The organism is Pseudomonas sp. MDT2-39-1 (genome assembly GCF_054898085.1).
Window position 1 is genome coordinate 642,902 of record NZ_CM142716.1, and the last position, 20,953, is coordinate 663,854.

Genomic DNA, 20,953 nt, shown 5'->3' on the forward strand with positions numbered 1-20,953 from the left:
GGCGGAGTGTCAGTCGACAATGATGTTGCCTGACACTCCGCCTTCGCGAGCAAGCTCGCTCCCACAGGTTTTTCGGCTACCCGGCGACATACATTTTTTAACGTCTATACCCACAATCTTACTAATTTATCTATCCGCCCCCACCGCACATCATCAACTCCAACAAGAAAAGCGTCGCCCCCGTGCGGCGCTCACCGAAGTACGTCCACGTACTCAAAATGCCTTGGAGTCCGTCATGGTTACCACAGCAACAACCGCCGCCCCGCTCATCGAAAAACACACCATCGGCTACGTGCCGCCCGAAGATCGCCACGGCAAAACCCGCGACCTGTTCACCCTCTGGTTCGGCGGCAACATCGCCCCGCTGCCCATCGTCACCGGCGCCCTCGGCGTGCAGATATTCCACCTCAATCTGGTGTGGGGTATCGTCGCCATCCTCGTCGGCCACCTGGTCGGCGGCGTGCTGATGGCGCTGCACTCTGCGCAAGGCCCGCAGATGGGCATTCCGCAAATGATCCAGAGCCGCGCCCAGTTCGGCTCCCTCGGCGCGCTGCTGGTGGTGTTGATCGCCGGCATCATGTACATCGGCTTCTTCGCCTCCAACATCGTCCTCGCCGGCAAATCCCTGCACGGCGTCGTCGACAGCGTCCCGGTGCCGGTGGGCATCGTCATCGGCGCCCTCGGTTCGGGCATCATCGGCATCATCGGCTACCGCTTCATCCACGTGCTCAACCGCATCGGCACCTGGGTGCTCGGCGCCGGCATCGTGCTCGGTTTCGGCTACATCTTCACCCACGTGCAAACCGCCGACTTCCTCACCCGCGGCAGCTTCAACATCTCCGGCTGGCTCGCCACCGTGTCGCTGGCCGCGCTCTGGCAAATCGCCTTCGCGCCCTACGTCTCCGACTACTCGCGCTACCTGCCGGCCAACGTGCCCGTCGCCGCAACGTTCTGGACGACCTACCTGGGCACCGTCCTCGGCTCCAGTCTCTCGTTCATCTTCGGCGCCGTCGCCGTCCTCGCCACGCCCGTCGGCATGGACACCATGGACGCCGTCAAACTCGCCACCGGCTCCATCGGCCCGTTGATGCTCGTGCTGTTCCTGCTCAGCGTCATCAGCCACAACGCCCTCAACCTCTACGGCGCCGTGCTGTCGCTGATCACCCTGATCCAGACCTTCGCCTACCGCTGGATCCCCACCGCCAAAAGCCGCGCCGTGCTTTCGGTCGTCATCCTCGCCGCCTGCTGCTTCGCCGCCGTCGGCGCCTCCGCCAACTTCATCGGCCACTTCGTCGACATGGTGCTGGTGCTGCTCGTGGTGCTGGTGCCGTGGACCGCGATCAACCTGATCGACTTCTATGCGATTCACAAAGGTCAGTACGACATCGGCTCGATCTTCAAGGTCGACGGCGGGATCTATGGCCGGTACAACCCGCAGGCGCTGTTGGCGTATGCGATCGGGATTGCGGTGCAGATTCCGTTTATGAACACGCCGCTGTATGTCGGGCCGATCTCCGAGCACATCAACGGCGCTGACTTGTCCTGGCTGGTCGGCCTGCTGATCACCTCCCCGCTCTACTACTGGCTGGCCAACCGCGACACCGCCTACAAACGCCGCCTCTCAACCGGAAAACTCGCCAATAGCCTATAGGCAAGTGGGACTGCTACGATTTAAACAATCGTAAACGGTCCCCGCTCTTCGTTATGTGGCGGTTTGCAAATATCAGTCGTTAGCTCCGCCACTTCACCCAAGGAACATTGCTTCACTCAAATTCACGATCTCTTGAATAGGTTAAATCTCAACCTTCTCAAGCACGGTTTCAAAACTAATACTTTTAGCATATGCCGGGTCCATAACAGTGCCGTCAGGGCGCCCCCCTTCGGTTTTCACTTTTATAAATTCCCCCTTGACGATACCTTTATCAGAATCCATGTCCTTGATTCGCATCGTGCCTTCGACAATAGTGCCTCCACTTATCATCTCGCTACCGCCTTGGACGAACAGCGCCCCAAAACCTCCAGACCCTACCTTGTAATCAACACCGGCCTGAAAATTGAAATGACTGAAATCCAAACGAAACACCCAATGATTAGGCGCTGCCTCCGGATTGAAACCATAAAAATATCGTTGACCTTCACTTGTAAAGCGGCCATTAATTTTAAATTTCCCAATGGGTGAAAATTCACGATCAGATAATTCAATTTCGAATTTCGCCTTCCAGTCTCCATTCGCTGTTGGTTCGGTCAGCTCCACATCGTCTTTCTGAATACTTTTAACTGTTGTCATAATTGATATCCTATTTTTTATAACGCAGCAGCGACTTAGCGTGCATCTCACAAAAACTAACTAAATAAAAATAAAGATACAGCTGTAGGAAATGACAGTTATTCATATTCATTGGCTATAAACATGCCAGCCTTGAATCGTTTACAGTTATTAAAAATCCCCCTTTGGAACGGGCTTGCCCGCGATGAGCCCGCAACCAACCCCGCTTACATCCCACCCACAAAATCCAAAATTTAATGAACCCTGCCCAGCCTCACCCACCTAACAAAAAGACTATCTGGAGGGTGACCAATGCAAATCGAAACAATCTGGATCGTACTCACAGCCGTTCTTTTGCTGATCGAGTTATGGGCCATCAACCGAGTGCGTAAAGCGGAAGGCAAATCGAGCAACAAACTCTTGTGGATCGTGGTGATCGTGTTTGTGCCGCTGATTGGGGTGGTGGCGTGGGCATTGGCAGGTCCGAAACACACTGAGCACAACCCGCATTCGCCGCAGGCTAGACAATGATGTCGGATGGTCCGCGATAACGATTTGGAAACTGCACAATTCAAAATGACAAAGCCCCGATGATTCGGGGCTTTGTTGTTTCTGGCCATCCGACCCACGTGGGGGGCTGCCAAAAGCCAAAATCTTTTGATTTTCCCTTCCGAAAATCGTGTAGGAAACCACCCTCCGTGGCGAGGGAGCTTGCTCCCGCTGGGCGGCGAAGCGGCCCCAAACCCCGCCAAACTTTTAAACAACACAAACCCCTGGAGCAGCTGGCGAAGCCTGCGTCCGGCTGCGCAGCAGCCGCAAATCCAGCACACACGGTCCATCTGACACTAAACACATTCTGATTTGACGCCATCTACCCAGCCGGATGCTGCCTCCGACATCAGCCAATTACCTCGTTTTCCGTCCTACAAGCCCGTTTGCAGACTCAAAAATCGCCCCCTATATTCGACCCGTCGCTGACCGCAGTTAGCGATAGGGTTTCGCAGCCCAAACAAGAGATGGCCTTAACCGTCGAATGAAAAATCTGGCAAAATTCGCCCGCGTTTCATTTTATGGCGGTTGTGCGTGGGAGACTTTCGAGTCTGCCGGGTGTAGGTCATTTCTCGGTCTGCGAACCCGCGTACAGCTGCCACCCAATTGTTTCGCAGCAAAAAGGTGGCGCTTCTATTTACCTTAATAGAGACCTACCTATGACCATGAACAACCCGCCCCGCCGCTTCACCCCAATGTCCCAAATCGCCACCGACTACCCCGTCCTGCTCATCGACTACGAAGCCCCACTGCGCGAACTCCACAACTGCCTCAGCGAACGCCTCAACGCCGTCCTCAAATACCTCAACCTCATGGCCTGCACCAGCCTCCCCGACTACGCCGAACACGACATCAACACCGTCACCAACATCGCCCGGATCATGGTCCAGGATGTGAGCGATGTGTTTCGGGTGATTGAGCAGCGTGGGTTTGATACACCCAAGAATCAGTGACCAAATTCGAGTCGAAAAAAACCCGCATGGCTGCGGGTTTTTAGCCTTTGGAACGAGTTCGCGAGCGATTCCAGCAAGGTGGATGAAGAAACCCGTCAGCATTACGTCACGCTTTATGCCCGCCCTTGCGCCATGCGCGCAGCCTTCGCTCAGTTCCGCAGCATTCGTCAGAATGAGTTGGACAACAAGGCTTTGATGGCGACGCGGCTCACGATGCCAGTGTGGGCCATCGGCAGCGAAAACTCCTTTGGCACCCATAAAGCGATCGTGATGCGCAATGCGGCGAATAAGGTCACCGAAGTGGTGATTCCGAAGAGGGGCGGGACATTGGCTGATGGAAGAAGCGCCAACACAGACTGTTCAAGCGATTCGTCACTTCATCGCGCAGTGATCGGAAAAGGTCTCGAAGAAGGCCCTGTCTTCAGGGCCACCATGACAACAGCGATCAGTAAACCTGCACCCGCCACAACTCGCGCGACGAAGAAGCCGGCGACATCGGCAGTCGACCGTGCAGCGTTCGATAGTTGTCGATCAGCACCAGATCACCCTCGCTCCATTGATGGGCGATCAGGCAGTCCGGGTCGTAAACCAGCGCGTTGACCTGTTCGAGCAACACTTGCTGAGCCTCCTCGTCATGGTCCTGCACAGACTGGCTCAGGGTCTGCAGTGTCGAGTCGGTGCCCTCTTGGTAACGCAGGATGAGTTCGCCACTGCGGGGGTGATGATCCACCAGGCTGTACATGCGCGGCGAGCCACCGAAGTAGGTCATCTTGGTGTAGTAGGTGATGTTCACCGACTGCCATTGCCGGGCGACTTGCTGCCCGACTTTTCGCAGTACGTTTCGGCTGTCGACGATGGTGGTCTGGCCCTCGCCCGGCTGCGGCGCGGTCTTGCAATACAGCATGAATTTACTGGCGCAGAATTTCGGGTTGCGCTGAACCTGTGCGTCGCTGTCGGGCAGCATGTTCAGGTCCCAGTGCAAAGGCGTTTTCTCCAGAGAGTGCACCACGCCTTGCGGTTTGTCCGCGGGTTTGACCACATGCACGGCGCCGAAGGCCCATTCGTACAGCGTGCCGAAGCGTTCGCAACTGCGAGCAAAACTGTCCTGGTCGTCGAAGCGACAGCCCTTGAGGCAGACGAAACCAAAGGTTTCCACCAGTGCTTCCAGCAGGCCCGTGGACAGTCGTTCGAAACCCTGCCCCAACGGGTCTCGCACCACCAGGCCAAAGAGCGGAAGTTTTTGCAGTTCGTATTCGAAGCCTTTGGCCTGCGGATTTTCCGTTTGGTGGAAGAGCCACGGCCGCCCCTGCCAGGTGACCAGCACATGGTGGTCGAGGTCGACCTGGGCGCGTGCGCGAAGGCTCTGGCTGCCATCGATGTTGCACACCGGCACGGCATGCCAGGGGCTGTCGACACGAGTCAGCCCTTCGGCCAAGCCAAAGGTGAATTTGGGCCCGGCATTGCTGTATTGATGGACCGACAATCGAATGTCATCGCCGAAGAAACGATCCACTGCCGCATTCAATGCCTGCCCGCGAAACATCATCTGGAAGGCTTTGAAATTGATTTGCTGCAGGTACTCGTCCTCGCTCTGCCCGTCTTCACGGCACAAACGCAGGTCGTTGTAGAGGTGACTGCAGAGGTCGTCATGCGCCTGGCTGAGGGATTCATCGTGCCGGCTCTGCTCGATCAGTTCCCCAAGGTTTTTCCAGGGCAGACGGGCCTGCTTGATCAGGCTGGCGCGAACCGACTCGGCACTTTGGGCCTGTGGGAACAGGTCTTCCATGCTGACCCACTGAATCGTATGGGTGGTGCACAGTTCACGCAAAGCCCGGTTGTAGGTCTCGCGAACGTCGTCGGCCACCCCGACGATGTCATTGAATGTCGTGCCGTCACTGAGGATCGACACCACACAACCCGGTGCGTGCAGCGCGGCGATGGCTTGGCCGAGCTGGTCGAGGCGTTCGATGGCGATGACCTCGCCGTAGTCCGGCAGCACGCCGAATGTCTGGTCAATGGCGTTTGGCGACTTGCAGGGAAAGCCTGGCAGTACCAGACGCACCGGCAGGCTCTGATCGAAGCAATGCCCCAGGCGTAGCGCGAGATGCGCCCTGCCTTGTGTGTCGAAACAATCATCGGTGCCTTTGAGCAGATAACCAGCGAGCAAATCGCTGACGGCAGCGATCCATGCGTCTCTATGTTCCATAGAACAACTTCCTTGAGAGTGTGTGTATCAATAGGATTTAACGGTGTCGCCATGATCGGTGAACACATGCGCTGTACCGCAGACTTGCTGCAGAATGCGCAGCAACCCGGCCGGCTGTTCGCAGCAGAAGTTTGGGGCCTGGGCCTGCAATGTAGGGGTAAGGCCATACCCCCAAGTGACCGCCGCCGAGTACATGCCTGCAGCACGGGCGGTCTTCAGATCGATCTCGGTGTCACCGACGAACAAACAGCGTTGCGGATCAACCGACAATCGCTGGGCGGCTTCCCATGCCACCTCCGGCTCAGGCTTGAGCGCCCTGCCCGCGCGATGCCCCAGAATTGTTCCGAAGGTATTCTGTGGAAGCAGTGCATCAGCTACTTGCCGGGCCATTTCCTCGGTCTTGTTGGTCACGATTGCCAGCGGCACTTGTAGCTGGCGACAACCTTCAAGCAAGGCAAGCACACCGCTGAATGGCCGGGAAAATTGAACCAGGTTGTTTTGGTATAGCGTCACATAACGCTGGTGCAGAGCGACCGCATCGGCGATACCAAACTGCGTGGCAACCCGCTCGATCATCGCCGTGACCCCACCGCCGATATAACCCCGCACTGTCTCCGCAGTCAGCGCCGGGCAACCCTGTTCGAGCAACACCTGGTTCAGGCACCAGGTGATGTCAGGCAAGGTGTCGACCAAGGTCCCATCCAAATCGAAGAGTACGGCTTCCACCCGCAACCGAGACGCCATCATTGAGCACTGGCGTAGTGACAAGGGCGCCCTTTGCGGAACACCAGGCGATGGTAGCGCTCATCGACATTGCTGCGTTTTTCGAGCGTGACCACACCCCGCCGCTTGATGGCCACCGAATGCCAGGGCGTGCGCCACAGATCACTGGTTGGCACCAACCGGATACCGATCTTCGTCGAGACCGCCAGTTGCGGGTGAATCGACAGGCGCAGGCAATGCGGGTAGCGCGCCTGTAACAGGGCACTCCAGGCTTCACTGCGCTGGATCACCCGCTGCGAGGCCGGTTTGGCAACTTTCTTCACCGCATTAAGGCTCATGCCAGCGAATACCTTGAGCCCCGAGTAATCCTCGGAAAGAAAGCGATGGATGCCGCAGTACATCAACATCATGTGCGGATCATCCTTGAAGCGCTGCTGCAACAAGACCAAAGACTGGCCATGTTCGATCATCATCTCCTCACGCATGGCGTCCAGACAATCAAGCGGAGGATAGGCATCTCTGAGGTCGAAATGGGCGAACGTGCCGGGATAATGCTGTTCGGCGTAGTCTTGGATAGCATCGGTGTAGGCTTTGACATCCGTATCGGGAACATGCACCAGGTCAGAGAATACATAGCCATCGGAGCAGATATGAATCAGCGCCCCCGGTGCGTAGATCTCCTGGATCTCCTTGCACAGGCGATGTAACTCGTCGATTGCATGATGTTCCGCAAGATCAGGCAGATGGCTGAGGGTTTTCTTGCGGCTGGGCGACTTGCCGGGAAAGGCTGGCAAGACCATTTCGACCTTGCGACCACTCTCGACCGCTTGCATTACCTTCGCTAGATGGGGTTCCAGTACCTGTAACGAAAGTTCGTGATCCTGCCCTGGGGCAAGGTTACGACGTTGAAACAAGCATCCTAGGATTTGCTGGGCAATGTTCATGTGCGCGATGTTCTGATGCTCATGCACCAGCTGACCGCACACCTGTTGAGCAACGGTGTTTGAACCCTGCATAGACAATCCCTTGTGTGGTGAATAACGGCCATTTTTTGGCCGTCAGCAGATATTCCTTACCTGCGGGCGGCTAAATTCCTACAAGTCGTTAGGGCTGTCAATCGTGGCAATCAGGAATATTTCGGCCTGCACGAGCCCCCCCGAGTCTGCCGTCGGTCAAGCAATCAACCCTGTCTAGCCTAAAAAAGCCCTTTCACCATAGGAACACAAGCCAGTTGAAGCCCGGAGGGCGAATGGTAAATAGCAGGTTCGTCACCAACGAAACCGCAGCGCCGGTAAAAGTCAGCGGCGTTCAATGTGGCGTCCAGATTGACTTCCCTCAGCCCCAGTTCCCGCGCCCGGTTTTCAAGGTAGTTCAGGATTCCCACGCCGATGCCTTGCCCCATGAAACCTGGCAGCACAAAGATCGCGCCGATTTCACTGTTCTCCAGATCAAGCATCCCTGTCGCCACCGGTTCACCCTGAATACAACCCAGGTAAAAGTGTTTTTCCATAAGGTCGCTGTACCCGTCCTTGGCGGCTCCGGCCGTCCAGGCAAGCATTTGTTCTGCGGTATAAGCGCCGATGCATTGGTGCCGTATCGCTTGAAGGCGGATATCGAATGCCGTTTGGGCATCGCTGGGCTGGGCGCGTCTGATCTCGAACATTTCATTCTCCTTTAGCCATTTGTGGACGGAGAACTAAAAAACTCCGTCCATTTCTGGCGGGGCCTTGGGTAACTACGTCAAATCCTGTGAACGCGTGACCTCACGGCCCGCCAGAGGCGGTCATGGAGGAGCACATCATGTTCATGCTGCAAATGTAGGTCATGGATCGATAGTGTTTTGGATGATCCGGGTTGTCAATTTTGAAGAGGGAAATAAATGCGTCCCCTTTTTCCCTTTCCGAGAAACCAGCCTCCGTGGCGAGGGTGCTTGCTCCCGCTGGACGGCGAAGCCGTCCCTGCCTCCTCACGTCACGATTTTGTACTATTTTTATAGATTCTCTGGATTGACCGCTCCTGATCAGAACGGGCTGACGGTCATCAATGATCCGTAACAGGAGGTCGCATCATGAAGCGCTTGCTGGGGTCCCTTGGATTCTCATCGTTACTGGTGGCATCGGCGGTGTTCGCTCATCACGGCTGGAGTGAGTACGACTCGAGCAAAACCTTGCAGCTGGACGGAACGATCGAGGAATCCGGTTATTCCCACCCGCATGGGTTTGTTCGCCTGAAGACTGACGACAAGACCTGGAACGTCGTGCTGGCGCCACCATCGCGCATGGAGAACCGTGGTCTTTCCAGGGAAATGCTGACTGTCGGCAAGCGGGCTATGGTGGTTGGCTATCAGAATCGCAACAAACCCGATGAACTGCGCGCAGAAAGCATCACGGTCGACAACAAAACCACTGAGTTACGCTGATGCAATCAACTGGCACCAGCGGTGGATCGGGTCTGGAAGGCTGGCTGGACTATGTGGGTGACTCGCAACTCGGGTCGGCCATGCGAAGCGAAATATGGCTGTATCCGATAGTCGAGGTGGTTCACATCCTTGGTTTCGTGGTGCTTGTCGGCTCTGTCGTCATGTTCGACCTGAGGGTTCTCGGGCTGTCGAAAGGTCTTCCGGTGACGGCACTGGCTCGTCACCTCCTGACATGGGGAGTAGCGGCCCTGCTATTGATAGTCCCGGCTGGGCTGATGATGTTTTCAGCACATCCGCACGACTTCGCATCCAACGGCGTTTTTATTCTGAAGCTTTGCTTGATCGGTATTGCGGGCCTCAATGCGGCTCTTTTTCACGTGGGTGTCTTCCGTTCAGTAGCCCGGTGGAACACCGACACCGCGGCGCCTGGAATAGCGAAAATCCAGGCGATTTTTTCGATTATGTTATGGATCAGCGTGGTGCTCTGCGGTCGACTGCTGGCCTACACCTGACAGGGCGACATGGAAAAAAGGGACCAGATCTATTTTTTCACTTTCAACAAATAGTATTAGAGTGCCCACCTCAAACCGCTACGGACAGAACCCCCCATGAAACCGGTGTACTCAGGCTCGCTCCTGCTTCTGATTACGGGTTGCTCGCCGATCCCGCAATACGAAACCCCTGCCAATGCCCCCCAAGCGCAGATTCGCAGTGAAATGGACGCACTAACCAACCGTCGCAACTACCTGACCCTTAGCGCAGCGCCGACCACGGCCTGCAAGTACGGAAGGTCGGTACCCGTGACACCCGCTCGGGAACTATTCTCGGTCAGCGGTGGGCACCCTTCGAAACCCGAAGGTTTTCGAGCTATCGAAGCGGGTAAACCGATCCACCTGGTGCTGGAGGGCGGAGCCAGCGGAAACCGCAGATGCACGGTCGATTTTGTCAGTGAGTTCATGCCGGGCGCCCGCTATGTGATCAAGGGTGGCATCAGCGATGGCCCCAATGTCATGAGCGGCTGCCAGATCAACATCGTTGATCTGGATTCCAGAGCTCGACTCTTTCAGGCTAAGCAGTCACCGGCCAACGGCTGTGCTCTGGATCGGTTATCACTGCCTATGCCTTGAGCGCGCTGACCGATTGAGCGCTGTCATCTATTCCGTTACTGATCGTCGGGCCCTCAACGGCGTCGGCATCAGCGTTTGTCATTTTCGTTCCTTGAAAAAGTGATCGCATCCTGGCGATTGATAAGCTAAACAGCGGCATGGCTAATGATCAAACATCAGTCCAACAGTGCAACCTTCTTCAGCAGCTCGTACAACCCGACAGGAACCAGCGGTGTATCGCCAGCAATACTGTCGAGCGGCAGCCACTTTGCAATAAAGGCAGCACCATCGCTTTCTTGAGCGTTCAAGTGGGGCCGTTCATAGACGCTGGCATCCACGAATTTCGCATCGTAGACCTGCACGATTTCGTGCCCTGGCGTGCCGGCAAAGGTGAAGATGTTTTCGAGTGTGCCGAGTAAGCGAACATCGGTGATGGATAAACCGAGTTCTTCATCGACTTCACGTATTACGGCTTGGGCGCTGGTTTCGCCAAACTCGATTCCGCCACCGATTGGGCGCAAGAATGGCTTTCCAGTAATGGGGTCATACGCTTCGTTGACCAGTATCTTGCCATCGTGATGGAAGATGCAGAGTGCGAGGGGGCGGATGCGGTGTGTAGTCATGAAGTGAAGTCCATTTACTTTGTTTAAACCCTGTAGCGGGTGCTTCCATTTGGCATGGATGGTGGCCGCGGACGCAGCCTTCGGCAACTGCTACAGGGTAGTGTCCATTTTGAGATCAGAAGTTGGCTGGAGTATTGGCGCTGATGATTTCCGCCTCATCCTGGCCGATATTGCGAAACTTGTGAGGCAACGTCGTCGGAAAGTAATACCCATCCCCGGCATTCAGCACACTGATCTGTCCATCAACCGTCAGCTCAACCGTCCCACGAGTGACAAGCCCACACTCCTCCCCTTCCGAATGCACAATCGGCTCTTCCCCCGAACTCGCCCCCGGCGCGTATTGCTCGCGCAACAAGCGCATCTGCCGGCTCGGTACCGAAGCGCCAATCAACAACAACCGCAGCCCATGACGCCCAAGATCCGGCTGTTCATTGGCACGGAACACGTATTGATGTTCGCGCGGCGGCTGGTCGAAGGTGAAGAAGTCCGCCAAAGACATCGGTATGCCTTCGAGCAGTTTTTTCAGGGAGCTGACGGAGGGGCTGACGCGATTCTGTTCGATCAGGGAGATGGTGGCATTGGTGACGCCGCTACGCCGGGCCAGCTCGCGCTGGGAGAGTTTGTAGCTTTCGCGTACTAATTTGAGTCGTGAGCCCGTGTCCATGACAGCCTTATGCGAGAAATACTTAAGGGTTATGGGGGTGGATGGCGGGCGACTTTTGGCCGCGAAAGTACCGCTTCCCTGTCCCGGAAATGTGAAAGGCGGGTATTAAATCACGTTTGGTGGTGTTGCTCAGCAGGTTCGATGTGTGGGTGGGTGAAAAGGTTGTTCGGTCTATTACCAGCCGGCAATTCTGCGGAAATTTTGGCAGGTGAGCTGGTTTGCGATAGCGGTGTGCCCGGTAGGATTGATGGCGGCTGAATTGGCCTCATCGCGAGCAAGCTCGCTCCCACATTTGGGCGGTGGTGTTTTTGGAATCTGTGTATGGCGCCGAATGGAGGTGATTGGGATGGCCTCTTCTCGAGCAGACTCGCTCCCACGGTTTGGTCCCGGTCGTATACAAGCTTTGTACTCGCCATAGATCTCCTGTGGGAGCGGGCTTGCTCTCGAAAGCGGTGTGTCAGCCACTTCAATGGCGACTGACAGGGCCCCTTCGCGAGCAAGCCCGCTCCCACATTTGATCTGTGGTGTTACTACATTATCTGCTCCGGGCTTAGATGCCGAACCGGTCACGCAGCGCGTAATACGCGGCGCCCATGGCGGTGAGTGGGGCCTGGAAGGTGCGGCCGCCGAGCATGGGCATGTGCGGGAGCGAGGCGAACGCGTCGAAGCGTTCGGCGTCGCCGCGGATCATTTCCGAAATCAGTTTGCCGGCCAGGTGTGAGCAGGTGACGCCGTGGCCGCTGTAGCCTTGCATGTAGTAGGCGTTTTTTTCGATGCGGCCGAATTGCGGCATGCGGGACATGGTCAGCAGGAAGTTGCCGGTCCAGCGGTAGTCGATCTTCACGTCCTTCAGTTGCGGGAAGGTCTTGAGGATTTTCGGCTTGATCAGTTGCTCGATGTCGTCCGGTTCGCGGGCGCCGTAGACTACGCCGCCGCCGTACAGCAGGCGGTTGTCGGCAGTGAGGCGGTAGTAGTCGAGCAGGTAGTTGCAGTCTTCGACGCAGTAGTTGTTTTTGATCAGGCTGCGCGCAACCTTCTCGGACAACGGCTCGGTGACAACGATTTGCGAGCCGCACGGCATGCTTTTGCGCGTGACGCGGTTGTCGAGGTCTTGCGGCAGGTAGGCGTTGCCGGCGATCAGCAGGTACTTGGCGCGGACCAGGCCTTTGGCGGTGCGCACGGTGATCGGTTCACCGTAGGTGATTTCAACCGCTGCAGATTGTTCGTAGATTTTGCCACCGAGGCCGATGATGGCCGAGGCTTCCCCGAGGGCCAGGTTCAGCGGGTGGATGTGGCCGCCCTGCATGTCGAGCAGGCCGCCGACGTAGTTGTCGCAACCGACTTCGCGCTTGATGTCAGCCGCGTCGAGCATCTTCAGGTTTTTGTTGCCGTAGCGTTCCCAACTGCTCTTCTGCTCGGCCAGGCCTTTGAGCTGCTTCTTGTTCAGCGCGGCGAAGATGCCGCCCGGCTTGTAGTCGCACTGGATGTCGTAATGTTGTATGCGCTGACGGATGATGTCGGCGCCTTCGAAGATCATGCTGCCGAGGACTTCGGCGGTTTTGTCGCCGTAGCGTTCTTCAATTACGTCAACGTCGCGGCTGTAAGAGTTGACCAGTTGGCCGCCGTTGCGACCGCTGGCGCCGAAACCGACTTTGGCGGCTTCGAGCACGGTCACGCTGTAACCCGCTTCGCAGAGGAACAGGGCCGAGGACAAACCGGTGTAGCCGGCGCCGATCACGCAGACGTCGCAATCGACCGCTTGTTCCAGCACCGGAAAGTCGCCGGTGAAGTTGCGGGTGGCGGCGTAGTAGCTGTTTACATGTGTTGTTTGTTTCATACGTTTCTCCGATGGCCGCAGGATGGCCTGCGACCGCCGCTGTAGAGGTATTAGAGCTTGATCCAGGTCGCTTTGAGTTCGGTGTATTTGTCGAACGCGTGCAGCGATTTGTCCCGACCGTTACCCGACTGCTTGTACCCGCCGAACGGCGCGGTCATGTCGCCGCCGTCGTACTGGTTGACCCAGACGCTGCCGGCGCGCAAACCGCGGGCGAAGGTGTGGGCCTTGCTCAGGTTGCTGGTCCAGACGCCAGCGGCCAGGCCGAAGATGCTGTCGTTGGCAATCGCCAGGGCTTCTTCAGCGGTGTCGAAGGTGATCAGCGACAACACCGGGCCGAAGATTTCTTCACGGGCGATGGTCATGGCGTTGGTCACGCCGTCGAAAATCGCCGGTTCCACGTACAGGCCACCGGTGGCTTCAAGGGTGCGGCTGCCGCCGGCGATCAGTTGCGCGCCCTGGTCTTTGCCGATCTGGATGTAGCGCAGCACGTTGTCCAGTTGGCGCTGATCGACGACTGCACCGACGGTGGTTTCTGGATCGAGGGCGTGCCCCGGTTTCCAGGCTTGCAGCGCTTCCACCAGCAGTGGAATGAATTGCTCGCGAATCGAACGCTCTACCAGCAAGCGCGAACCGGCGGTGCAGACCTCGCCCTGGTTGAAGGCAATCGCACCGGCCGCCGCTTGTGCTGCCGCGCGCAGATCCGGCGCGTCGGCGAACACCACGTTCGGGCTCTTCCCCCCAGCTTCGAGCCAGACGCGTTTCATGTTGCTTTGCCCGGCGTAGATCAGCAGTTGCTTGGCAATCGCAGTCGAGCCGGTGAAGGCCAGCACGTCGACGTCCATGTGCAACGCCAGCGCCTTGCCGACGGTGTGACCGTAGCCTGGCAGAACGTTGAACACGCCGTTCGGGATGCCCGCTTCCAGAGCAAGCTGCGCGATGCGGATGGCAGTCAGTGGCGACTTTTCCGAAGGCTTGAGGATGAACGAGTTGCCTGCGGCGAGTGCCGGTGCGAACTTCCAGCTGGCCATGATCAACGGGAAGTTCCACGGCACGATGGCGGCGACCACGCCCGCAGGTTCGCGGGTGATGAGGCCGAGTTGATCGTGTGGCGTGGCGGCGACTTCGTCGTAGATCTTGTCGATGGCCTCGGCGCTCCAGCGGATCGCGTTGGCGGTCGCCGGGATGTCGATGTTCATCGAATCGTTGATCGGCTTGCCCATGTCGAGGGTTTCGAGCAGGGCGAGTTCTTCCTGGTTGGCCAGGATCAGGTCGGCGAAGCGGATCAGAATGCGCTTGCGCTCGGCCGGGGCAAGGTTAGCCCAGATGCCTGAATCGAAGGTGCGGCGCGCGACGGCGACGGCTTCATTCGCATCGGCTTCGTCGGTACTGGCGACGTTGGCCAGGAAACGGCCGTCGACCGGGCTGATGCATTCGAAGGTGTCACCGCTGAGTGCTGCGCGGTATTGGCCGTCGATGAAGGCGCGGCTTTCGATGGTTAAGGACTGGAAGCGTTGTTCCCAGTCGCTGCGAGTGTTTGTCATTGTTGTGACTCGACGCAGAGGAATAGTTGATCGTCAGTTAAAACTTGAAATGCAATCCCCTGTGGGAGCGGGCTTGCTCGCGAAGGGGGAGTGTCAGTCGACATCATCGTTGGCTGATATACCGCCTTCGCGAGCAAGCCCGCTCCCACAGGTGATTCACCAGCCGTCAGACCGTGTGCAGGTACCAGTTGTACTCAAGATCGGAGATGGAGTTCTCGAACTCGGCCAGCTCGCTTTCCTTGCACGCCACGAACACGTCGATGTACAGCGGGTCGATGTATTTGGCCATGACTTCGCTGTCGTCCAGCTCGCGCAGTGCATCGCGCAGGTTGTTCGGCAGGCTCTGCTCGTTCTGCTCGTAGCTGTTGCCTTCGACCGGTGCGCCCGGCTCGATTTCGTTGGTCAAGCCGTGGTGAATACCGGCCAGCACCGAGGCCATTAGCAAGTACGGGTTGGCATCAGCGCCGGCTACGCGGTGTTCGATGCGCACCGAGTCCGGCGAACCGGTCGGCACTCGCACGGCAACGGTACGGTTGTCGATGCCCCAGCTCGGCGAGTTCGGCACATAAAACTGCGCGCCGAAGCGGCGGTACGAGTTGACGTTCGGGCACAGGAACGCCATCTGCGCCGGCAGGGTCTCGAGCACACCGCCGATCGCGTGTCGCAGCGCGGCGTTCTGCTCGGGATCCTCGCTGGCAAAGATGTTGTTGCCTTCTTTATCGAGAATCGAAATGTGCACGTGCAAACCATTGCCCGCCTGGCCAGGATACGGCTTGGCCATAAACGTGGTGTCCATCTCGTGGTCGTAGGCGATGTTCTTCACCAGACGCTTGAGCAACACCGCGTAGTCGCAGGCCTTGATCGGGTCATTGACGTGATGCAGGTTCACTTCGAACTGCGCCGGGGCGCTTTCCTTGACGATGGCGTCGGCAGGAATGCCCTGCTCTTTCGCGCCTTCGAGGATGTCTTGCAGGCAATCGACGTATTCGTCGAGGTCGTCGATCAGGTAGACCTGGGTCGACACCGGACGCTTGCCCGACACCGGCGAACGCGGTGACTGCGGACGACCGTTCACGTTGTCCTGGTCAATCAGGTAGAACTCCAGCTCGAACGCCGCGCAGATGGTCAGGCCAAGCTCGTCGAACTTGCGCACCACGTTGGCCAGCACTTCGCGCGGATCGGCGAAGAACGCCTCGCCTTCCAGTTCGTGCATGGTCATCAGCAACTGAGCGGTTGGGCGCTTCTGCCACGGCTCGATGCTCAGGGTGCCAGGGATGGGAAAGCAGATCCGGTCCGAGTCGCCGATATCCAGACCCAGGCCGGTGCTTTCCACCGTAGAACCGTTGATGTCCAGGGCAAACAGTGACGCCGGAAGGTTGATGCCTTTTTCGTAAACCTTATGAAGACTGGTGCGCTCGATGCGCTTGCCGCGCACCACACCGTTCATATCCGCAATCAGAAGGTCGACGTACAAAACCTCAGGATATTTCTTAAGGAATGCGTTTGCTTCGTTGAGTTGAACGGCACGCAGAGGGACCGACATTTTGCACCTATTAGCTGTTAATTATTATGTTCACTACCTTATTGCGAGCCCAGTCAACCCGAACGGCAAAGTGAAGTCAATAGCGAACACTTGCCCGCTCAACCTTTATTTTCGGGCCTTTTATGGGCACGAGAGTGCTAATCAAGTCCTGCGTACCGCGTAAACCCTCAGGATCAGACGCACGGCGTTTAGAATTTTTTACATGAGAGTTGTTAATTAAAATCAACAAGGCTAAGCTCCGGAAAAGCTCGTTCAAGTGTGAAACTTCGAGGTGATAAAAATGGCATTCAAGCCATTGATCGGCGTTACTGCGTGCGTCAAACAGATTGGCCTGCACCCCTACCACGTCAGCGGCGACAAGTACTTGCGTGCTGTCAGCGTCGCGGCTTTGGGGCTGCCTGTGATCATTCCTTCCTTAGGCGAACTGACTGAAATCGACGATGTGCTCGCGCATCTCGACGGTCTGCTGCTGACCGGCTCTCCCTCGAATGTGGAACCTTTCCACTATCAAGGCCCGGCCAGCGTCCCCGGCACGGATCACGATCCGGCGCGGGACGCCACCACCCTTCCTTTATTGCGTGCAGCCATTGCGGCGGGCGTGCCGGTGCTCGGCATCTGCCGCGGCTTCCAGGAAATGAACGTGGCGTTCGGTGGCAGCCTGCATCAGAAGGTGCATGAACTGCCCGGCATGCTCGATCACCGGGAAGCCGACAGTCCGGAGCTGGCGGTGCAATACGCACCGGCGCATGCGGTGACGGTACAACCGGGTGGCGTGTTCGAAACGCTGGAGTTGCCGGCCGAGTTCATGGTCAATTCGATTCACAGCCAAGGCATTGATCGACTGGCTCCAGGCTTGCGCTCGGAAGCCATCGCGCCGGACGGTTTGATCGAGGCGATTTCGGTGGAACACAGCAAGGCGTTTGCCGTCGGCGTGCAATGGCATCCGGAATGGCAGGTCCTGTCGAATCCGCCTTACTTGAGTATTTTCCAGGCGTTCGGCGATGCGTGCCGGCGACGGGCCGCGCTGCGTAAAACCCGCTGACCTAAAACACAAATTTACTGCCCCCGCGAGTCAGGCGGGCGTGCCTTTGCGCGTCCGTCCTTCGCGATGACAACACACTGCAATAACAACAAGTACGACCCCGGCAGCCAGGACGGCGGCGCCGAATAAGCCCGAACGGTATGGATCAGGCGAGCGCAATCCCTTGTAGGAGCGAGGCTTGCCCGCGAAGGCGGTGTATCAGGTAACGATGATGTCGACTGACACGCCGTCTTCGCGGGCAAGCCTCGCTCCTACAGGGTCCGCGCTCTGGCTGGCATCGCACGGTTTGGGCTTGCAATCCACTCTTAAGTCAGGCCGCGTTGGCCCGACGACTGAAACCTGTTGGGAGTTTCACATGGCAAACGCCTCCAGCATCTACAGGAAGGCTCTTGAAGGTCACCAGACATCGAAAAAGGTGCTGGTGAAAGTCGACCGCGTCACCAAGAAATTCGACGAAACCTGCGCAGTAGACGATGTCTCGCTCGAGATCCATCAAGGCGAGATCTTCGCCCTGCTCGGTGGTTCCGGTTCCGGCAAATCGACCCTGCTGCGCATGCTCGCCGGCTTCGAGCGCCCGACCGAGGGCCGGATTTTCCTCGATGGCGTGGACATCACCGACATGCCGCCGTACGAACGGCCGATCAACATGATGTTCCAGTCGTACGCGCTGTTCCCACACATGACCGTGGCACAGAACATCGCCTTCGGCCTCAAGCAGGACCGCTTGCCCGCCAGCGAAATCGACGCCCGCGTTGAAGAGATGTTGCGCCTGGTACACATGACCCAGTACGCCAAACGCAAACCCCATCAGTTGTCGGGTGGTCAGCGTCAGCGCGTGGCCCTCGCCCGCTCCCTGGCCAAACGTCCGAAGCTGTTGCTGCTCGACGAACCGATGGGCGCACTGGATAAAAAGCTGCGTTCGCAGATGCAACTGGAGCTGGTGGAAATCATCGAGCGGGTCGGTGTGACCTGCGTGATGGTGACCCACGACCAGGAAGAGGCCATGACCATGGCCCAGCGCATTGCGATCATGCACCTGGGCTGGATCGCGCAGATCGGCAGCCCGGTCGACATTTATGAAGCACCGGTCAGCCGCATGGTCTGCGAATTCATCGGCAACGTGAACGCCTTTGAAGGCACCGTTGTGGAAGACCTTGAAGGTCACGCGATCATTCACAGCCCGGATCTGGAGCAGAAGATTTACGTCGGTCACGGCGTCAGCACTTCCGTGCAGGACAAGTCGATCACCTACGCGATCCGCCCGGAAAAAATGCTGGTCAGCACCCTCAAGCCGGACACCCGCTACAACTGGTCCGAAGGCAAAGTGCATGACATCGCCTACCTCGGCGGTCACTCGGTGTTTTACGTCGAGCTGCCTGGCGGCAAGGTCGTGCAATCGTTCATGGCCAACGCCGAACGCCGTGGCGCCCGTCCGACCTGGGACGACAAAGTCTACGTGTGGTGGGAAGACGACAGCGGCGTGGTACTGCGCTCATGAAAACACTCAATCAGCAGTTCATGCGGCTGATGCCGAGTGGTCGAAAGCTCGTCATCGGAATTCCGTTCCTGTGGCTTTGCCTGTTTTTCCTGTTGCCGTTCTTCCTGGTGATGAAGATCAGCTTCTCGGAAGCGGCGCTGGCCATTCCTCCTTACTCAGAGATCTACACCTTCGCCGAGCAGAAATTTCAGCTATTGCTCAACATCGGTAACTACTTGCTGCTGACCCAAGATGAGCTGTACATCTCGGCTTACTTCGGCTCGTTGAAGGTCGCGTTTTTAAGCACGCTGATGTGCCTGGTGATCGGTTTCCCGATGGCCTACGCGATCACCAAGGCGAACAAGGAAACGCAAAACGTTCTGCTGTTGCTGATCATGATGCCGACCTGGACCGCAATCCTGATCCGCGTGTATGCGTGGATGGGCATCCTCAGCAACAACGGTTTGCTCAACGGTTTTTTGATGTGGACCGGGCTGACGGATCACCCGATCGAGATCCTCAACACCAACACGGCCGTGTACATCGGCGTGGTGTATGCGTATCTGCCGTTCATGGTGTTGCCGCTGTACGCCAACCTGGTCAAGCACGATCAGAGCCTGCTGGAAGCCGCGTCTGACCTGGGTTCGAGTAACTTCAACAACTTCTGGAAAATCACCGTGCCGCTGGCCAAGAACGGGATCATTGCAGGCGCAATGCTGGTGTTCATTCCGGTGGTCGGTGAGTTCGTGATTCCGGAGCTGTTGGGCGGCCCGGAGACACTGATGATCGGTCGCGTGCTGTGGCAAGAGTTCTTCAATAACCGCGACTGGCCGGTGGCGTCTGCCCTGGCGGTGGTGATGCTGTTGATCCTGATTGTGCCGATTCTGCTGTTCAACCGCAGCCAGGCCAAAGAGATGGAGGCACGGGGATGAAACGTTTTGGATTTTCAAAGTTGATGCTGGTGTTCGGCCTGTCGTTTATCTACCTGCCGATGTTGATTCTGGTGATTTACTCGTTCAACGCCTCGAAACTGGTGACGGTGTGGGGCGGCTGGTCGTTCAAGTGGTACGCCGGGTTGCTCGACAACACGCAACTGATGGGCTCGGTGGTGCGCTCGCTGGAAATCGCCTGCTACACCGCGATTGCCGCTGTTGCGCTGGGGACGTTGGCAGCGTTTGTGCTGACGCGGGTGACGCGCTTCAAGGGTCGTACGCTGTTTGGCGGCCTGGTGACGGCGCCGTTGGTGATGCCGGAAGTGATCACCGGTCTGTCGCTGTTGCTGCTGTTCGTGGCGATGGCGCAGTTGATCGGTTGGCCGATGGAGCGTGGCATCGTCACGATCTGGATCGCCCATACCACGTTCTGTGCGGCGTATGTGGCGGTGGTGGTCTCCGCGCGTTTACGTGAGCTGGATTTGTCCATCGAAGAAGCGGCCATGGACCTCGGGGCGAAGCCGTTCAAGGTGTTTTTCCTGATCACCATCCCGATGATCGCGCCTTCACTGGCGGCCGGCGGCATGATGTCGTTTGCCTTGTCGCTGGATGATTTGGTGCTGGCGAGCTTCGTGTCCGGCCCGGGCTCGACGACCTTGCCGATGGAAGTGTTCTCGGCGGTGCGCTTGGGTGTGAAGCCTGAGATCAACGCCGTGGCCAGTCTGATTCTGTTGGCCGTTTCGATCGTGACGTTCATGGTCTGGTACTTCAGCCGCCGCGCCGAAGCCAACCGCAAACGTGCGATCCAGGAAGCGATGGACCAGACCGCCAGCGAATCGTGGCAGCAACCTGAAAAGAAAATGGCAGGAGCGACAGCCTAGTGCATCTGGTGAGTTAACTGTGGCGAAGGAGCTTCTGTGGTGAGAGGGATTTTTGTGGCGAGAGGATTTATCCCCGTTGGGTCGCGTAGCGGCCCCACAACCTGCAACCTAGGTGTATCAGATACACCTGTTTCACAGGTTTACGACTGCTTCGCAGCCGAACGGGGATAAATCCCCTCGCCACAGGCAAA

20 protein-coding genes are annotated in these 20,953 nt (G+C 57.5%); 10 read left to right on the forward strand and 10 right to left on the reverse strand.

Features of this window, described 5'->3' with window-relative positions; translation table 11 throughout:
- The first annotated feature begins 235 nt into the window (after window positions 1-235).
- Window positions 236-1,651: a purine-cytosine permease family protein gene (locus ACYZTM_RS03290; protein ID WP_461987002.1), complete on the forward strand. Its 1,416-nt coding sequence runs from the start codon at window positions 236-238 to the stop codon at window positions 1,649-1,651.
- A 141-nt stretch (window positions 1,652-1,792) separates the two neighbouring features.
- Here the strand turns inward: ACYZTM_RS03290 and ACYZTM_RS03295 are convergent, their stop codons facing one another.
- Window positions 1,793-2,287, reverse strand: a complete 495-nt coding sequence (locus ACYZTM_RS03295) for a hypothetical protein (protein WP_461987004.1) — start codon at window positions 2,285-2,287, stop codon at window positions 1,793-1,795.
- A gap of 291 nt (window positions 2,288-2,578) precedes the next feature.
- On the opposite strand from ACYZTM_RS03295, the gene ACYZTM_RS03300 reads away from it, so the two are divergent.
- Together ACYZTM_RS03300 and ACYZTM_RS03305 are read left to right on the forward strand one after the other, a co-directional pair.
- A complete protein-coding gene (locus tag ACYZTM_RS03300; protein ID WP_461987006.1) occupies window positions 2,579-2,797 on the forward strand; it encodes a PLD nuclease N-terminal domain-containing protein in 219 nt (72 codons plus the stop codon).
- Between the two features lie 677 nt (window positions 2,798-3,474).
- Window positions 3,475-3,768, forward strand: coding sequence for a fructose-bisphosphate aldolase (locus tag ACYZTM_RS03305; protein ID WP_461987008.1), 294 nt, complete (start codon window positions 3,475-3,477; stop codon window positions 3,766-3,768).
- A 445-nt stretch (window positions 3,769-4,213) separates the two neighbouring features.
- Here the strand turns inward: ACYZTM_RS03305 and ACYZTM_RS03310 are convergent, their stop codons facing one another.
- The 4 genes from ACYZTM_RS03310 to ACYZTM_RS03325 form a co-directional block, all read right to left on the reverse strand.
- On the reverse strand, window positions 4,214-5,974 hold the full coding sequence (locus ACYZTM_RS03310; RefSeq protein ID WP_461987010.1) for an isocyanide synthase family protein: 1,761 nt from the start codon (window positions 5,972-5,974) through the stop codon (window positions 4,214-4,216).
- 27 nt (window positions 5,975-6,001) lie between these two features.
- On the reverse strand, window positions 6,002-6,718 hold the full coding sequence (locus ACYZTM_RS03315) for an HAD family hydrolase (protein WP_131062329.1): 717 nt from the start codon (window positions 6,716-6,718) through the stop codon (window positions 6,002-6,004).
- Window positions 6,718-7,713 (reverse strand): isocyanide synthase family protein, encoded by a 996-nt coding sequence (locus tag ACYZTM_RS03320; RefSeq protein WP_131062278.1) that lies wholly within the window; start codon window positions 7,711-7,713, stop codon window positions 6,718-6,720. Before ACYZTM_RS03320 ends, ACYZTM_RS03315 begins: the two co-directional genes overlap by 1 nt.
- Before the next feature lie 179 nt (window positions 7,714-7,892).
- On the reverse strand, window positions 7,893-8,360 hold the full coding sequence (locus ACYZTM_RS03325) for a GNAT family N-acetyltransferase (protein ID WP_131062279.1): 468 nt from the start codon (window positions 8,358-8,360) through the stop codon (window positions 7,893-7,895).
- Window positions 8,361-8,765: 405 nt separating this feature from the next.
- Here ACYZTM_RS03325 and ACYZTM_RS03330 point away from each other — a divergent pair, with 405 nt between their 5' ends.
- The 3 genes from ACYZTM_RS03330 (at window position 8,766) to ACYZTM_RS03340 (ending at window position 10,243) form a co-directional block, all read left to right on the forward strand.
- Window positions 8,766-9,116: a DUF6152 family protein gene (locus ACYZTM_RS03330; RefSeq protein WP_131062280.1), complete on the forward strand. Its 351-nt coding sequence runs from the start codon at window positions 8,766-8,768 to the stop codon at window positions 9,114-9,116.
- Window positions 9,116-9,628: a DUF6644 family protein gene (locus ACYZTM_RS03335; protein WP_461987014.1), complete on the forward strand. Its 513-nt coding sequence runs from the start codon at window positions 9,116-9,118 to the stop codon at window positions 9,626-9,628. The genes ACYZTM_RS03330 and ACYZTM_RS03335 overlap by 1 nt, the downstream gene beginning before the upstream one ends.
- 96 nt (window positions 9,629-9,724) lie before the next feature.
- Entirely contained in the window at window positions 9,725-10,243 is a 519-nt protein-coding gene (locus tag ACYZTM_RS03340; protein ID WP_461987016.1) for a hypothetical protein, read from the forward strand.
- Between the two features lie 155 nt (window positions 10,244-10,398).
- Here ACYZTM_RS03340 and ACYZTM_RS03345 read toward each other — a convergent pair whose 3' ends face one another.
- The 5 genes from ACYZTM_RS03345 to ACYZTM_RS03365 form a co-directional block, all read right to left on the reverse strand.
- Window positions 10,399-10,845 carry an NUDIX hydrolase gene (locus tag ACYZTM_RS03345; RefSeq protein WP_461987018.1) on the reverse strand — a complete coding sequence of 149 codons (447 nt, stop codon included), beginning with the start codon at window positions 10,843-10,845 and terminating at the stop codon, window positions 10,399-10,401.
- 115 nt (window positions 10,846-10,960) lie between these two features.
- Window positions 10,961-11,509: a cupin domain-containing protein gene (locus tag ACYZTM_RS03350; RefSeq protein ID WP_007946335.1), complete on the reverse strand. Its 549-nt coding sequence runs from the start codon at window positions 11,507-11,509 to the stop codon at window positions 10,961-10,963.
- Between the two features lie 550 nt (window positions 11,510-12,059).
- Window positions 12,060-13,346, reverse strand: coding sequence for an NAD(P)/FAD-dependent oxidoreductase (locus ACYZTM_RS03355; RefSeq protein ID WP_131062284.1), 1,287 nt, complete (start codon window positions 13,344-13,346; stop codon window positions 12,060-12,062).
- Window positions 13,347-13,396: 50 nt separating this feature from the next.
- On the reverse strand, window positions 13,397-14,887 hold the full coding sequence (locus tag ACYZTM_RS03360) for an aldehyde dehydrogenase (RefSeq protein WP_461987020.1): 1,491 nt from the start codon (window positions 14,885-14,887) through the stop codon (window positions 13,397-13,399).
- A 166-nt stretch (window positions 14,888-15,053) separates the two neighbouring features.
- The gene (locus ACYZTM_RS03365) at window positions 15,054-16,430 is read right to left on the reverse strand and encodes a glutamine synthetase family protein (protein ID WP_131062286.1); all 1,377 of its coding nucleotides are present in this window, start codon (window positions 16,428-16,430) and stop codon (window positions 15,054-15,056) included.
- A 280-nt stretch (window positions 16,431-16,710) separates the two neighbouring features.
- Between ACYZTM_RS03365 and ACYZTM_RS03370 the strand changes: the two genes are divergently transcribed.
- From ACYZTM_RS03370 to ACYZTM_RS03385, 4 genes are all read left to right on the forward strand, one after another.
- Entirely contained in the window at window positions 16,711-17,472 is a 762-nt protein-coding gene (locus tag ACYZTM_RS03370; RefSeq protein ID WP_131062287.1) for a gamma-glutamyl-gamma-aminobutyrate hydrolase family protein, read from the forward strand.
- Window positions 17,473-17,827: 355 nt separating this feature from the next.
- Window positions 17,828-18,970, forward strand: coding sequence for a polyamine ABC transporter ATP-binding protein (potA, locus tag ACYZTM_RS03375; protein ID WP_131062288.1), 1,143 nt, complete (start codon window positions 17,828-17,830; stop codon window positions 18,968-18,970).
- Between the two features lie 29 nt (window positions 18,971-18,999).
- The gene (locus ACYZTM_RS03380) at window positions 19,000-19,881 is read left to right on the forward strand and encodes an ABC transporter permease subunit (RefSeq protein ID WP_165557495.1); all 882 of its coding nucleotides are present in this window, start codon (window positions 19,000-19,002) and stop codon (window positions 19,879-19,881) included.
- Window positions 19,878-20,762 (forward strand): ABC transporter permease subunit, encoded by an 885-nt coding sequence (locus ACYZTM_RS03385; RefSeq protein ID WP_131062290.1) that lies wholly within the window; start codon window positions 19,878-19,880, stop codon window positions 20,760-20,762. The genes ACYZTM_RS03380 and ACYZTM_RS03385 overlap by 4 nt, the downstream gene beginning before the upstream one ends.
- The last annotated feature ends 191 nt before the right edge of the window (window positions 20,763-20,953 follow it).